13 protein-coding genes are annotated in these 15,277 nt (G+C 66.5%); 6 read left to right on the forward strand and 7 right to left on the reverse strand.

Annotated features, from left to right (window positions below; genetic code table 11):
• Window positions 1-22: 22 nt before the first annotated feature.
• The 3 genes from G6N36_RS07140 to msrB all read left to right on the forward strand — a co-directional run bounded on the left by G6N36_RS07140 (window position 23) and on the right by msrB (window position 3,422).
• On the forward strand, window positions 23-1,588 hold the full coding sequence (locus G6N36_RS07140) for an alpha/beta hydrolase (protein ID WP_163685860.1): 1,566 nt from the start codon (window positions 23-25) through the stop codon (window positions 1,586-1,588).
• Window positions 1,589-1,623: 35 nt separating this feature from the next.
• Window positions 1,624-2,895: an arabinofuranan 3-O-arabinosyltransferase gene (aftC, locus tag G6N36_RS07145; protein WP_163685861.1), complete on the forward strand. Its 1,272-nt coding sequence runs from the start codon at window positions 1,624-1,626 to the stop codon at window positions 2,893-2,895.
• A 113-nt stretch (window positions 2,896-3,008) separates the two neighbouring features.
• Window positions 3,009-3,422: a peptide-methionine (R)-S-oxide reductase MsrB gene (msrB, locus tag G6N36_RS07150; protein ID WP_163685862.1), complete on the forward strand. Its 414-nt coding sequence runs from the start codon at window positions 3,009-3,011 to the stop codon at window positions 3,420-3,422.
• A 4-nt stretch (window positions 3,423-3,426) separates the two neighbouring features.
• On the opposite strand, the gene G6N36_RS07155 is transcribed toward msrB, so the two are convergent.
• The 5 genes from G6N36_RS07155 to hemE all read right to left on the reverse strand — a co-directional run bounded on the left by G6N36_RS07155 (window position 3,427) and on the right by hemE (window position 8,653).
• The gene (locus tag G6N36_RS07155) at window positions 3,427-3,738 is read right to left on the reverse strand and encodes a hypothetical protein (RefSeq protein ID WP_179964734.1); all 312 of its coding nucleotides are present in this window, start codon (window positions 3,736-3,738) and stop codon (window positions 3,427-3,429) included.
• 92 nt (window positions 3,739-3,830) lie between these two features.
• Window positions 3,831-5,486 (reverse strand): NAD-dependent malic enzyme, encoded by a 1,656-nt coding sequence (locus G6N36_RS07160; RefSeq protein WP_163685863.1) that lies wholly within the window; start codon window positions 5,484-5,486, stop codon window positions 3,831-3,833.
• Between the two features lie 23 nt (window positions 5,487-5,509).
• On the reverse strand, window positions 5,510-6,205 hold the full coding sequence (hemQ, locus tag G6N36_RS07165; protein ID WP_163685864.1) for a hydrogen peroxide-dependent heme synthase: 696 nt from the start codon (window positions 6,203-6,205) through the stop codon (window positions 5,510-5,512).
• 25 nt (window positions 6,206-6,230) lie between these two features.
• Window positions 6,231-7,607, reverse strand: coding sequence for a protoporphyrinogen oxidase (locus G6N36_RS07170; RefSeq protein ID WP_163685865.1), 1,377 nt, complete (start codon window positions 7,605-7,607; stop codon window positions 6,231-6,233).
• Entirely contained in the window at window positions 7,604-8,653 is a 1,050-nt protein-coding gene (hemE, locus tag G6N36_RS07175; RefSeq protein ID WP_163690511.1) for a uroporphyrinogen decarboxylase, read from the reverse strand. Before hemE ends, G6N36_RS07170 begins: the two co-directional genes overlap by 4 nt.
• Before the next feature lie 190 nt (window positions 8,654-8,843).
• On the opposite strand from hemE, the gene G6N36_RS07180 reads away from it, so the two are divergent.
• A complete protein-coding gene (locus tag G6N36_RS07180; protein ID WP_083123643.1) occupies window positions 8,844-9,425 on the forward strand; it encodes a DUF3000 domain-containing protein in 582 nt (193 codons plus the stop codon).
• Between the two features lie 3 nt (window positions 9,426-9,428).
• Window positions 9,429-10,724, forward strand: a complete 1,296-nt coding sequence (locus tag G6N36_RS07185; RefSeq protein WP_163685866.1) for an HRDC domain-containing protein — start codon at window positions 9,429-9,431, stop codon at window positions 10,722-10,724.
• On the opposite strand, the gene G6N36_RS07190 is transcribed toward G6N36_RS07185, so the two are convergent.
• Window positions 10,717-11,625, reverse strand: coding sequence for an alpha/beta fold hydrolase (locus tag G6N36_RS07190; protein WP_163685867.1), 909 nt, complete (start codon window positions 11,623-11,625; stop codon window positions 10,717-10,719). The two genes, G6N36_RS07185 and G6N36_RS07190, sit on opposite strands and share 8 nt — an antisense overlap.
• 66 nt (window positions 11,626-11,691) lie before the next feature.
• Between G6N36_RS07190 and G6N36_RS07195 the strand changes: the two genes are divergently transcribed.
• The gene (locus tag G6N36_RS07195; RefSeq protein ID WP_163685868.1) at window positions 11,692-13,362 is read left to right on the forward strand and encodes an alkaline phosphatase D family protein; all 1,671 of its coding nucleotides are present in this window, start codon (window positions 11,692-11,694) and stop codon (window positions 13,360-13,362) included.
• On the opposite strand, the gene dxs is transcribed toward G6N36_RS07195, so the two are convergent.
• Entirely contained in the window at window positions 13,359-15,275 is a 1,917-nt protein-coding gene (gene dxs, locus G6N36_RS07200) for a 1-deoxy-D-xylulose-5-phosphate synthase (RefSeq protein ID WP_163685869.1), read from the reverse strand. The two genes, G6N36_RS07195 and dxs, sit on opposite strands and share 4 nt — an antisense overlap.
• Window positions 15,276-15,277: the final 2 nt, after the last annotated feature.

Here is a 15,277-nt window from a genome sequence, read left to right on the forward strand (position 1 = left end):
GGATATCAGTACTGTGGTCGGCATGCAGCGGCGTCGTCCGATACGGGTGTTGGGCACCTCTGCGCTCGTGGTATCGGTTTTTCTTGCTGGTTGCGCCCCTGGTCTGGCGGCCAATCCGCGCTTCGCCACCGATTCCGGTGCACAACCGCAGGGTCAGCCGGAGACCACCAGGGCGCCCGAGGGCCCACCACCGATCGAGCCACCCAAGAACGATCTGTCGTGGCGTGACTGCACCTCGCGGATCTCGTCCGACGCATCGGTCCCCCCGATCGCCGGGGTGAAGTTCGATTGCGCGACCTATGACGCCGAACTCGACCCGATCAAGGGCGCCACGGGCACGATCAGCATCGGTGTGGTCCGCGCGACCACCGACCAAACCCCCGCCGACGCCGGACCGCTGGTGATGACGACGGGTTCGGATCTGCCGACGTCGATGCAACTGCCGGTCTGGCTCACACAGTCGGGTGTCAACGTGCTCAAGACGCGGCCCGTCGTGGCGGTCGACCGGCGCGGCATCGGAATGTCGGGCGCGCTGGACTGCCGCGATCTTTACGAACGCAATGCGATGCTCGATCAGGCCCAGTTCCAGCCGGGCGACGACCCCGTCGCCAATCTCGGCGAGATCACCCAGGCCGCGACGACGAGCTGCACCGACACCATCGCCCCTGGAGACTCGGCCTACGACAACTCGCACGCCGCCGAGGACATCGAGCGACTCCGAAGCACCTGGGACGTACCGACGTTGGCGCTGTACGGCATCGGCAACGGCGCCCAGGTGGCGTTGGCCTACGCGGGCAGCCACCCCAACAAGGTGGCCCGGCTGGTGCTCGATTCCCCACTTCCGCTCGGCATCGCCGCCGAAGCCGCGATGGAACAGCGCGTGAAGGGCGAACAATCCGCACTCGATGCGTGGGCCGCGCAATGCGTGGCGATCAACTGCCCGCTGGGTGCTGACCCCAAGGCTGCCGTGACGGCGGTGCTGAACCAGGTGCGCGGGTACAACTCCAACGACGGATCGGTGGCCACCGTCGCCGACGCGATCGCCACCGCGCTGGCGTACCCACGTGGCGACCGCGTGGCCGCTACCAACAGGCTCGCCTCTGCGGTCGCCGGCGCCCGCTCCGGGGATTGGAGCGCCATGAACGCCCTGGTCACTGAGGCCGAGGCGGTGCGCGGCACCGACGGCCAGTTCGTCAACAGCTGCAGCGACTCACTGAACCGGCCCACCCCCGACCGGGTCCGCGAACTCGTAGTGGCATGGGAGAAGATCTACCCGCAGTTCGGCCAGGTCGGCGCGCTCGATTTGGTGCAATGCCTGAACTGGCCCAGCGGCGCGGCCCCGGAGGAGCCGACGAATCTCAAGACTCCCGTGCTGCTGTTGGGCGGCCAGCACGATCCGATCGTCGGCAACGAGGGCGTGGCCGCCGTCGCGGCGACCGTGATCAACGCCGGCGCGGCCAACAGGCGGGTGATGTGGCAGGGCATCGGCCACGGGGCGGCTGTCTACTCGCCCTGCGCACTGACGCCGGTGACCGGCTATCTGGACAGCGGCAGGCTGCCCGAGACCGACACGTTCTGCCCCGCCTGATCCCTCGGTCCAACGGGGTCGGGTACGGTTCGCTGGTGCGTGATCTTGTCCTGGCCGCCTTCCGGCCCCGCACCTCCCCGCCGAGTCTGGCGACGGTGTTGCGGTCGATCCTGTGGCCGCTGGCCATCCTGTTCATCATTCATCGCAGCTATGTCCTGGCCACCAACGGCTACATCACCGACGACTACGGACCGGTGTACCGAGCCGTCGTGAATTTCAAGATGGGCTGGGACATCTACAACGAGAACTTCAACCACGTCGACCCGCACTATCTCTACCCGCCCGGCGGCACGCTGATCATGGCGCCGTTCGGCTATCTCCCCGTCGACGCGTCGCGATATTGGTTCATCACGTTCAACACCATCGCGATCATCCTCGCCGCGTACTTCTTGATTCGCCTGTTCGGATTCAAATTCGACTCGGTGGCACTGCCCGCTCTGCTGGCGGCGATGTTCATCAGCGAAAGCGTCGTCAACACACTGGTTTTCGGCAATATCAACGGCTGCCTACTTTTGCTCGAGGTGCTGTTCTTCCGATGGCTGCTCGACGGTAATCGCAATCACGAGTGGCTGGCCGGTACGGCTATCGGCTTGACTCTGGTCGTGAAACCGCTGTTGGCACCGCTACTGTTGCTTCCGCTGTTGAACCGCCAGTGGCGGACGTTGATTCCCGCTTTCCTGGTGCCGGTTGCATTCAATGTTGCTGCATGGCCGCTGGTCAAAGATCCGATGAGCTTCGTCACCCGCACCGCCGCGTACATATTCACCACGCGCGATTACTTCAACAGCTCGATCGCCGGAAACGGTCTCTATTACGGGTTGCCGTTCTGGCTGATCATCCTGCTGAGGTTGGCCTTCGTGGTGCTCGCGGTGCTGTCGCTCTGGCTGCTCTACAAGTACTACCGGACGCGCGATCCGCTGTTCTGGATGCTGACCTCGTCCGGCGTCCTGCTGATCACGTCGTTCCTGGTGCTGTCGCTGGGTCAGGGCTACTACTCGATGATGCTGTTCCCTTTCCTGATGACCGTCGTGCTGCGCAACTCGGTGTTGCGCAATTGGCCCGCGTGGGTGGCGATATACGGCTTCATGAGCGCAGACCGGTGGCTCCTCGGACACTGGCCGACCACGGGCCGCTTCCTCGAATACATGAAGTTCACCTACGGCTGGTGCCTGATGCTGATCGTGGTGTTCTGCGTGTTGTATTTCCGCTACCTGGACGCCAAGTCCGAGAACCGGCTGGATGACGGTATCGACCCGGTCTGGATGAAGGATCCGGCGAAAGAGCCGACTCCCGCGCAGAGCGGATGACGTCGCACTATTCGGCGCTCGGGCAGCCAGGAGCCATCGCTTCCAACGTAATGCAGCGAAAGTACGAGTGAACCTCTGCATTTCGGCGAAAGCGAACGCGCTAGCGTGGAGGCATGACGACACCGGCCCCCAAGCTTCAGCTCTCAGACGACGAGTGGCGCAAGAAGCTCAACCCAGAGGAGTTCCACGTCCTCCGCGAGGCCGGCACCGAGCGTCCCTTCGTCGGTGAATACACCGACACCAAGACCGAAGGCGTGTATCAGTGCCGGGCCTGCGGTGCGGAACTGTTCCGCAGCAGCGAGAAGTTCGAATCCCACTGCGGCTGGCCGTCATTCTTCGATCCGGCGAATTCCGACGCGGTGATCCTGCGCTCCGACGACAGCCTGGGCATGCACCGCGTCGAGGTCATCTGCGCCAACTGCCACAGCCACCTCGGCCACGTCTTCGAAGGCGAGGGTTACCCCACGCCGACCGATCAGCGCTACTGCATCAACTCGATCTCACTGCGGCTGGTACCCGCCGAATAGCGCCCTACGCGGGGTAGACCCCGAACTCGGCCGCGTCGGCGGTGTCCGCCACACACTGGAACAGCAACGGCGCCGTCATCGCATTTCCGGAATAACAGGTGAACGGCCCGATCGTCTGAAACTTGTCGCCGTACAGGTCGTACTGAGCGGCAAAGTCCGCCGCGGTGATGCAGTCGATGTCACCGGCGGTGATGACGATGGCCTGCCCGTTGGACGGCGCGCAGTGTTCCCCGCCCGGCGGTTGAGCGACCGCACTAGGTGCCAACACAAGCGCGGCGATCGGCAATGTCGCGGCAACCAGGGCTTTGATGCTCATAGACCCATGATGACGGGCGTGCGCCGAGACTGCTGGCAGATCGCGATTTCGAGGAATTTCGCGATCTGCCCGCAGTCTCGGCCGCAAGAGGGCTATGTCGACGGGTATTCGGGAATCCAGCGCACCTCGTCGATACGCGCCGCCAGTTCCTCGTCGCTACGCTTCGGTGCCACACCATCCGCGACGGCCTGTCGCCCGACCGCGAGCGCAATGCGCACCGCGATGTCGGGAACTTCCGACCACGCGGGCAGCAGCGGCTGACTGGGATCGGCAAGGGCGGGCGACGCGTCACCGAGGCTCGCGGCCGCCGCCCGCATCATGTCGTCGGTCACCCTCGTCGCCTGCGCGGCCGTCACCGCCAATCCCATCGCGGGGAAGATGTACGCGTTGTTGCACTGCGCCACCGGGCGCTCGACGCCATCGCGCACCAACGGTGCAAACGGTGAACCGGTCGCGATCAATGCCCGCCCGTCGGTCCACGCATCCAACTCGGCCGGATGCGCCTCGGCCCGACTGGTGGGGTTGGACAACGGGAAGATGATCGGCCGCTTGGTCTTGGCCGCCAGCTCACGCACGATGTCTTCGGTGAAGGCACCGGCAGCAGTCGAAAGTCCCAGCAGCACACCGCAATCAACGTGGTGCACGACGTCGGCCAGCTGCGCGGGTCCCGACAAACCCCAAGCCGCGACGCTGTCGGCCGGCTGTGCAAATGCGCGCTGCCCTTCGGAAAGATCGGTGCGGTCGTCGGTGAGCAGTCCCACGACGTCGACGACCCAGATCCGCGAGGCCGCTTCCTGCTCGGACAGGCCCTGCGCGACCATCTCCCGCTTGACCATGTTCAGGACGCCGATTCCAGCCGAACCCGCGCCCAGCATCACGACCTGTTGCTGCGACAGCGGGCGGCCCGCGATGTTCGCCGCACCATGCAGCGCTCCGAGTGCGACGGCGGCGGTGCCCTGAATATCGTCGTTGAAGGTCAGCAGCTTGTCGCGGTAGCGCTCCAAGATCGGCTGCGCGTGCGCGGTCGCGAAATCCTCCCACTGCAGCAGCACATCGGGCATCTCCTGGTGCACCGCGGTCACGAATTCGTCGATGAAATCGAAATACTCGTCCTCGCCGATCCTTCGGTGCCGCCAACCCAGATACTGCGGGTCCTCCAGCAACTCGACGTTGTCGGTGCCCACATCGAGGACGATCGGCAGGGTGCGCGCCGGGTCGATGCCGCCGATGAGCGTGTACAGCGACAGCTTGCCGATCGGGATGCCCATACCGCCGATGCCCTGATCGCCGAGTCCAAGGATCCGTTGACCGTCGGTCACCACGATCACGTCGACATCGCGTCGGCCGATCGGCCGGTTCCGAAGTATCTCGCGCAGATATTCGCGGTCCGGATAGGACACGAACAGACCGCGCGGCTTGCGATAGATCTTGCTGAACCGCTGGCATGCCTCGCCGACCGTCGGGGTGTACACGATCGGCATGGTTTCGGCGATGTGGTCGTGCAACAAGCGATAGAACAGCGTTTCGTTACGGTCCTGCAGGGCCCGCAGATAGATGTGCTGGTCCAGACCCTCACGGCGAGTGCTGAATTCGCGCCAGCTGTGCTCGACCTGTTCATCGAGCGTTTTCTCCGCTGTCGGAAGTAGGCCGAGTATTCCGTACTTGCGGCGCTCGGCGTGGGTGAAGGCGGTGCCCTTCGTGGTGAGCGCGTCAAAAAGCCTGTCCTGGCCGGTTTTTGCCTCAGACAACGGGGTCCTTCCGCCGGAGCCGGTTACGGGAGTCTGGTGACCAACTCTTCCACGCTCACCCGCGGACCGGTGAAGAACGGAGTCTCTTCGCGAGTGTGGCGCCGGGCGTCGGTCGCGCGCAATTCACGCATCAGGTCCACGATGCGATACAGCTCGGGCGCCTCGAAGGCCAGGATCCACTCGTAGTCCCCCAGCGCGAAAGCGGGCACCGTGTTCGCGCGAACGTCCTTGTACTCCCGGGCGGCCATCCCGTGCTCGGCCAGCATCTTGCGGCGCTCGTCGTCGGGCAGCAGGTACCACTCCAGCGACCGCACGAACGGATAGACACACACATATGCGCCCGGATCCTCGCCGGCCAGGAATGCCGGAATGTGGCTCTTGTTGAATTCGGCGGGCCGGTGCAACGCGACGCTGCTCCACACGGGATCGCTCGCTCGACCCAGCGTGGTCGTGCGGCGAAAATCCGAGTAGGTGGCCTGCAACGCCTCGACGGTTTCGGCGTGGGTCCAGAACATGAAGTCGGCGTCGGCCCGCATGCCGGCGATGTCATAGATCCCGCGTACCACGACACCCTTGTCTTCCTGCTGTTTCAGGAAGGTCGCCGTCTCGTCGACGATGCCGGCGCGCTCGTCGCCCAATTCGCCCGGCTCCACAGAGAACACCGAGAACATCAGGTAGCGGACGGTGGAGTTGAGCGCGTCGTAGTCGAGCTTGGCCATGAGACCTATCGTGCCACGCGCGGGCTCAGGCGTTATTCGTCGCTCTCGCGACGGTGACCAGCGACGCAGCCGCCCTGGTCGCTGCGGCCACGCACGCAGGCACGCCGATGCCGTCCAGGTAGGCGCCGGCCACGGCCAAGGTCGGCGGCAGGCCGGCCCGCAGCTCGGCGACCAGTGCGCCGTGCCCAGGCCCGTACTGCGGCATCGCGTCGATCCACCGCTGGACGTGACAGTCCTCGGGATCCGTCGTCACCCCGAACACCGTGGCCAGATCCTGCCCCGCCCACGCCAGCAGGTCTTCGTCACCCGCACTTCGGGCCAGATCGTCGCCGAACCTGCCGTACGACAAACGCACCAGCTCGACGTTGCCGCGTCGGCCCCACTTCTGCGTCGACAGGGTAATCGCCTTGGCGCGCAACCGTTCTCCCCCGGCCACCAACACCCCGGACTGTTGCGGCACCGGCGTGCCACCAGGCAGTGCCAACGCCACCAGCGCACTCGACGCCACCCCGATGCGTCGTGCCGCCGCGGCGGTGCGCGGGGCAACGCCTTCGGCAAGGCGGGCGAGCCGCGGTGCGGGTACGGCCAACACCGCCGCGTCGGCGTGGTGGCGCACACCCTCGTCGTCGACGATTTCCCAGCCACGCGAAGATCGGTCGACCCGCTCGACGGTGACCTGAAGCCAGCGGATACCCGCGCGCCGGACCAGCTCGTCGACCAGCACCGCGTAGCCGCCCTCGATCGCCCCGAACACCGAGCCCGACGCCACCGAGGGACCCGAGGCCGCCAGCGCGTCACGCACCGCGTCCGTCAGACTGCGCGCTCCGCGGTCCAGCGCCGCCGTCAGCGCCGGCAGAGCCGAACGGACGCCGATGGTGGCCGACGACCCCGCGTACACACCTGCCAGTAGGGGATCTACCGAGCGGGCTACCACCTGGTCCCCGAAGCGGTCCCCGACCAGCTCGGCGACCGAGGGGTCGGCGCCGGGACGCCAGCGCAGCGGCCGCGCTCGTTCGTCGCGAATCCGGGCCAGCGTCGCGTCGTCCACGAGGCCGGCCAGCGCTCCCGGATGCGCCGGAATGCCCTGCAGTGTGCCCGTCGGCAACGGATGCAGATGTCCCTGGCTGTAGATCAGCGGCCGCGCCCCCGTGGTGCCGATCTGTCTTCCGCTCAGGCCCAGCTCGGCCAACAGTGCCGGCACCTCGGGTCGGCGGGCGACGAACGCCTCCGCGCCGACGTCCATCAGCTGGCCGCCGATCCGCTCGGTCCGCAGCACACCGCCGAGTCGGTCGGCCGGGTCGAACAACGTTATCGACGCGGCGGGCCCCGCCGCCACCCGCAGCCGATAGGCGGCGACAAGGCCTGAAATACCCCCGCCGACAACGCAATACGACATGCTCACAGCGAATGCACCAACGAGACCAGGTCCGTGATCACGCCGGGGTCGGTGGGCGGCAGCACGCCGTGGCCGAGGTTGAAGATGTGGCCGGCGGCGCCGGCGTCGATGGCGCGACGGGCGTCCTCGACGACGGCTCGCGCCGCCCGTTCGACGACCGGCCAGCCCGCCAGCAGCACGACCGGATCCAGGTTTCCCTGCAGTGCCGTGTTGGGCGGAACCCGTGTCGCGGCGTCGGCCAGCGAGGTGCGCCAGTCGACGCCGACGACGGTGGCCCCGGCCTCGCCCATCGCACCGAGCAGTTCGGCGGTGCCCACGCCGAAGTGGGTCATCGGCGCACCGGCGCCCGCGAGTGTCGAGAACACCCGTGAACTGTGCGGCAGCACGTACGTGCGGTAATCGGCCAGCGAGAGCGTGCCGGCCCACGAATCGAACAGCTGGATGGCATCCACACCGGCGCTGACCTGCGTCTGCAGGAAGGCGATGGTCACATCGGTCAGCGCCGTCATCAGCTCGTGCCAAGTGTCGGATTCGCCGAGCATCATCGCCTTGGTGCGCTCGTGGTTGCGGCTCGGGCCGCCCTCCACGAGATAGGACGCCAGCGTGAACGGCGCTCCCGCGAAACCGATGAGCGGGACATCACCAAGCTCGGCGGTCAGCTGCGTGATGGCGTCGGCCACGGGTGCAACCTGCTGCGGCTCAAGCGGTTTGATGGCGTTGACATCGCCGATGGTGCGCACCGGGTGTTCGATCACCGGTCCGACGTCGGGCACGATGTCGAGCTCGATGCCCGCGGCCCGCAGCGGCACGACGATGTCGGAGAACAGGATCGCGGCGTCCACGCCGTGCCTGCGAACCGGCTGCAGGGTGATCTCGGTGATCAGCTCCGCGTCGAAGCAGGCCTGCATCATGGTGTTCTTCGCCCGCAGCGCCCGGTACTCGGGCAGCGAACGTCCGGCCTGCCGCATGAACCACACCGGCACGCGGCTCGGCTTGCGGCCTGAAGCGGCGGCGAGATAGGGCGAGTCGGGCAGGTCGCGGCGGGTAGTCATCGTGTCCAATGCTGCCATGCGCGCCCCGTAACCCCCCAATTCGCGCTGCGGCGACCCCCGCCTTCGCTCTCTGGACAGGTGGGGCCGTGGGTGGGCACAGCAAACAACGCCTGACCACGGGAGATCCCCTCACCGGGCAAAATCGGCGCGCCTGCGCACACGCCTGGCCAAATGGGGCTAGCTTCGAACGGTGACCACCGCCGAACCGGCTCAATTTCGCGAAGCGGTGGCGGCGATGAATGCCACCACCGTCCGGGCGGAGATCGAACTCGGCCCGATTCGCCCGCCTCAGCGGCTGGCGCCGTACAGCTATGCGCTGGGCGCGGAGGTCCGCCATCCCGAGACGGCCATCGTTCCCGAACGCTCCGAGGGCGACGCGTTCGGACGGCTGATCCTGCTGCACGACCCTGAGGGCGCCGAAGCGTGGGATGGCACGATGCGTCTCGTGGCCTATATCCAGGCGGACCTGGACTCCAGTGAAGCCGTCGACCCGCTGCTGCCCGAAGTCGCGTGGAGCTGGCTCGTCGACGCCCTGGAATCGCGGGCCGAGCACGTCACCGCATTGGGTGGCACCGTCACCGCGACCACGTCGGTGCGCTACGGCGACATCTCCGGTCCCCCGCGCGCCCACCAGCTGGAACTGCGGGCGTCGTGGACGGCGACCACCCTAGAGTTGGGACCACATGTCGAAGCGTTCTGCGAGGTGCTCGAGCACGCCGCCGGCCTGCCGCCGTCAGGTGTCACCGACTTGAGCTCCCGCACGCGCGCCTGACGTATGGCCGACCCCCAGGAGGCCGGCCCCGAGTCGGGCTCGGAGGATGAGCCGGAAGCCACACCGCTGCTGGCGCCGCGCGACGGCGTGCCCGACCTGTCGGTCAGCGCACGCGATATCGAAAAGGCCGCCGAGCTGTTGGCGTCCGGCGAAGGACCTTTCGCGGTCGACGCCGAACGCGCCTCAGGCTTCCGCTACTCGAATCGCGCCTACCTGATCCAGATTCGTCGGGCCGGTGCTGGCACGGTGCTGATCGACCCGGTCAACCACGGCGGTGATCCCGTCGCCACGCTGGCTCCGGTCGCGAAGGTGCTGACCACCGACGAGTGGGTGCTGCACGCGGCGGATCAGGACCTGCCCTGCCTTGCCGAGATCGGGATGCGGCCGACGAAGCTCTACGACACCGAACTCGCGGGCCGCCTCGCCGGCTACGACAAGGTGAACCTCGCCACGATGGTGCAGAAGCTCCTCGGTCTGCAGTTGACGAAGGGCCACGGCGCCGCGGACTGGTCGCAGCGGCCGCTGCCGCACGAGTGGTTGAACTACGCGGCGCTGGACGTCGAAGTGCTGCTCGACCTGCGCCACGCGGTCGCCGCTGTTCTCCAGGAGCAGCACAAATCCGACTGGGCCGCAGAGGAATTCGAGTATCTGCGGACGGTCGTGGCCATGCCGACGCGCCGGGACCGCTGGCGGCGCACGTCGGGCATCCACAAAATCCGGGACGGACGCGCACTGGCGGCGGTCCGCGAACTGTGGACGACGCGCGATCACATCGCGCAGCGCCGTGACATCGCGCCCGGACGCATCCTTCCCGACGCGGCGATCGTCAATGCCGCCACCGCCGACCCTGACACGGTCGAAAAGCTCACCGCCCTACCGGTGTTCGGGGGCTCACGGCAACGACGAATGGCTCATGTATGGCTGGAGGCGCTCGCGCGTGCGCGCACCACCGACGACCCGCCGACGTCGCAGGAACCGTCCACCGGTCCCCCACCTGCTTCGCGATGGGCGCGCCGAAAGCCCGAAGCCGCGGTCCGACTGGAGGCGGCACGGTCCGGCATCATCGAACTGTCGCAGCGTATTTCGGTGCCGACCGAGAACATCATCACCCCGGAGATCGTGCGGCGGTTGTGTTGGGATTGGCAGCCGTTGTCATCACGCGAAGCGACGGAGGCGGCGATCGACGGTTTCCTGCGAGAGGCCGGGGCACGGCAGTGGCAGCGCGACCTCGTCGACCCCGTGCTGACCGACGCCCTGTACCCCGACCCCGCCACCTCTGACGGCGAGGCGACTAGCTGACCCGGTCGACGTGGGCCAGGAAGTGCTTCAGCACCGCGTCGGGGGCTTCGATCTGCGGCCAGTGACCTATGTCGTCGGCGAGCATCACCACGTCCGCGTCGGGGATGACCTCGGCATACCGCCGAGCCATATGGGAACCGGAATTGGGGTCGATGGGCCCGTCGATGAGCCGCATCGGCACCGCGGTCTCCCGCATGGCGCGCACCCAACGATTGCGGTGGGTGTACCGGTCGGCCAGGAACCGTCCGACCTTGTGCATCACCCGCTTGCCGTCGTTGTATTCGAGAATCTCGTGGAATCGGTCCATCAACTCGCGTGAGGGCTTGGTGTTGGGGCCGAACATCTCGTTGATCGTCGGCTCCACGATCCGTCGCGACAGCGGGTTGCCCTGCAGGGGACTCATCAGGTCGCCGAGCGGTGTCCCCGACATCAGCTTCTGCATGGTGCGCGGTGTGTAGGTCTCGTTGAACATTCCGCCGTTGAGCCAGGTGATCGACTGGTAGCGCGGCGATCCATACGCGTGCTGACCGAACTCGCTGCGGGCCAACAGCTCTTGGCCGACAGAGTCGCCGAGGTCGTGCGCGAGCAGGTGGCAGACCTCGACGTTCAAATGGTCGAGCAGTGCCTCGTGCACGTCCGCGTGATCAAGCACCGAATAGCCGTAGGCGACGGGTTTGGCCGAGAAGCCCATGCCGATCATGTCGGGTGCGACGACGGTGAACCGCTCGATCAATGCGGGCCAGATCAGCGACCAATCCGACGAGTTGAACGGGTAGCCGTGGATCGCCAGCAGCACGGGTGCCCGGCCGATCGGCGGCCCGTCGACCCGGTAGAAGATATCGAAGCCCAGATAGTCGAAGTACCGGCCGGCAGCCTTCCAGCGTTCGAGTTCAGCATCCATGACCAGACTCTGTCACGAGCCTGTCGTGACTTCAGGACCCGGCCCGCGTGCCCTAATGTCGACTCGGTGAGCTTGCTCCTCGGGCCGACGCTGCGCCACGTCTCGGACACGACCGCCCTGGTGTGGGTACAGACCGAAAACGCGGGCACCGTCGACGTTCTGGGCTCTTCGGCGCCGACGTTCGAGGTGCAGGGCCATCACTTCGCACTCGTCACGGTCACCGGGCTGAAGCCGGACAGCGTGACCGAGTACCAGGTGACGTTCAATGGGGAGACGGTATGGCCGCTCACCGACCCGGCCTTCTCCGAGTTTCCACCCAGCGTCATCCGGACCCGGGGCCCCGATACGGCGCACCGATTGCGCGCGATATTCGGGTCGTGTCGTTACCCCAAAACCGAAGTGAAGAAGATCGAGTCCAAGATCAAGCACGACGCGCTCGATTCGTACGCGTCGCGGATGGCCGTGCGCCCGATCGACCAGTGGCCGGACGCCCTGATCCTGCTCGGTGATCAGCTCTACGCCGACGAACTCCCGCCCGACGAGCAGCGCCGTGTCAACAAGCGCCGCGCCCGGCTCCACCGAAACGGCAATCGTCCGCCCGACGAAGTGGTCAGCTTCGCGGAGTACGAACGGCTGTACCGCCATTCCTGGGGCGACCCGGAGATCAGGTGGCTGATGTCCACCGTGCCCACGGCGATGATCTTCGACGACCACGACATCCGCGACGATTGGAACACCTCGGCGTCCTGGCGCGTCAGTATGGCCAAGGAGCCGTGGTGGCAGGACCGGATCCGCGCCGGACTCGCGTCCTACTGGGTGTACCAACATCTGGGGAACCTGAGCCCGGACGAGCTGGCCGGCAACGAGGACTACCAACGCCTGCTGGCCATAGAAGGCGACACATGGTCGCATCTCGCCGAGCTTGCCGGCCGGGCCGACCGCGAGATCGAGGCGCACAAAGGCATTCGGTTCAGCTACCGATGGGATCTCGGACGGACTCGGCTGATCATGATCGACTCACGGAACGGGCGCATTCTGGAATCCGGTGAACGCATGATGATCGGCGAAGACGAATTCCGGTGGGTCGAGGCCAAGGCCGAGGAGCATCCCGAGCAACTGGACCATCTGATGCTGGCCTCGTCGGTGCCATGGTTGATGCCGCCCGCGATAGGTGATCTGGAGACGCTCAACGAAGAGGCGGCAGACCGACCGGGCAGGCGCGGTAAGATCGGCGAGTTTTTGCGCAGGGCAGGCGATTTCGAACATTGGCCGGCGTTCTACAAGTCCTTGGTGCGGCTGGCGGAGATGATCACGAGGATCGCCAACCATCCTGACCGGCCCGCGACCATCAGCGTGCTGTCGGGCGACGTCCACCACAGCTACGCCGCGCGCGCCCGACTCGATGGCCTGTCGCCGAGCGGGTCGGCGGTACATCAGCTGGTCTGCTCTCCTGTGCACAACTACGTGCCGCTGTTCGTCAAACCCGCGTTCGCGTTGGGCTGGACCCGACCCGCTGCTGCGTTCACGCGATGGTGGGTGCGCCGCCACGGCGTCGAGTCACCACCGTTGACGTGGACGAACGTGTGTGGGCCCTTGTTCGGGAATACGATCGCGACCCTCGAGATCGACGGTCGCAGCGCTGAGGTGTTTTTCGAACAGCCGCGCAGGACAACGTCTTTGGAAGAAGTGGGCCGCGTCTCACTGATAGCGGGCACCTCGCTCCCGAAGAGGCGCTAGTCGAAACGTTCGCTGACTTCGCGGTCGGGTGCCACCGCGGAGCCCTGAGCCGCCACCCAGCCGGTGATCTGGCGCGCGATGTTGCGGTCGGTCAGTCCGACGTCGGCGAGCACCTCACCGCGCGATGCGTGTTCGAAGAACTCCTGAGGCAATCCAGCGTCGCGGCAGGGCACGTCGATCTCTGCCCGGCGCAGCGCCGCCGATACCGCCGATCCGATTCCACCCTGCACGCCGTTGTCCTCGATGGTGACCACCAGCTTGTGCGCGGCCGCGAACTCACCGAGGGCGGCAGGCACCGGAAGGACCCACCGCGGGTCCACGACTGTGACCCCAATGCCCTGGTTGCGAAGCCTTTCCGCGACCGCCAACGCCATCGCCGCGAACGGGCCGACGGCCACGATCAGCACGTCGTCGGACAGGCCGTCGGCCGGGGCCGCGAGCACATCGATGCCGCCACGGCGTTCGACCGCCGGAATATCTTCGCCGACATCGCCTTTCGGGAACCGAATGGCGGTCGGCCCGTCCTTGATGTTGAGCGCTTCGCCGAGTTCCTCACGCAGTCGGGCGCCGTCGCGCGGGGCGGCCACCCGCATGCCCGGGACGATGCCCAGCATGGACAGGTCCCAGATGCCGTTGTGGCTGGCACCGTCAGGACCGGTGACGCCGGAGCGATCAAGAACCATCGTGACGGGCAGCTTGTGCAGCGCGACGTCCATCATGACCTGGTCGAACGCGCGGTTGAGGAACGTCGAGTAGATCGCCACAACCGGGTGCATGCCACCCATCGCCAGACCCGCGGCCGACGTCATCGCATGCTGCTCGGCGATGCCGACGTCGAAGAACCTGTCGGGGAACCGTTTCCGGAAATCGGATAGACCGGTCGGGCCGGGCATCGCAGCGGTGATGGCCACGATGTCGCGCCGCCGGGCGGCATAGCCGATGAGTGCGTCGGAGAACGCCGACGTCCATCCGGGCCCCGGCACCGACGTGGCCAGCCCCGTCTCGGGATCGATGACGCCGCAGGAGTGCATCTGGTCGGCTTCGTCGTTCTCGGCGGGGGCGTACCCCATGCCCTTGCGGGTGACGACGTGCACGATAACGGGCGCATTGAAGCCGCGCGCGTGGCGCAGTGCGCTCTCCACCGCATGCTCGTCATGACCGTCGATCGGGCCGACATACTTGAGGCCGAGGTCGGTGAACATCACCTGCGGCGAGAGCGCGTCTTTGATCCCGGCCTTGATGCTGTGCATGCACTGGTAGCAGATCTCGCCGATGATCGGCACCTTCTGGACGGCCTTGCGGCCCTCCTCGAGCACGCGCTCGTACCCGGGCTGCAGGCGAAGCCCGGCCAGGTGTTCGGCGAAGCCGCCGATCGTGGGCGCGTAGCTGCGGCCGTTGTCGTTGACGATGATTACGACCGGGCGCCGGGACGCGGCGATGTTGTTCAGCGCCTCCCAGCACATGCCGCCGGTGAGGGCGCCGTCCCCGACGACGGCAACCACGTGACGGTTGCGGTGCCCGGACAACTCGAAGGCCTTGGCCAGTCCGTCGGCGTACGACAACGCCGAGCTGGCGTGGCTGGACTCGACCCAGTCGTGCTCGCTCTCGCTGCGCGATGGATAGCCCGACAGGCCGCCCTTCTTGCGCAGTGTGTCGAAATCATGACAGCGACCCGTCAGCATCTTGTGGACGTAGGACTGGTGTCCGGTGTCGAAGATGATCGGATCGTGCGGCGAGTCGAACACCCGATGCAGCGCAAGCGTGAGCTCGACCACACCGAGGTTCGGGCCGAGGTGTCCGCCGGTTGCAGCGACCTTGTGAATCAGGAATTCGCGGATTTCCTGCGCCAGCTCACTCATCTGCGACTGGGTCAAGTGCTGCAGATCAGCGGGGCCGCGGATCTGTTCAAGCATCC

The organism is Mycolicibacterium gadium (genome assembly GCF_010728925.1).
Classification (GTDB): Bacteria; Actinomycetota; Actinomycetes; order Mycobacteriales; family Mycobacteriaceae; genus Mycobacterium; species Mycobacterium gadium.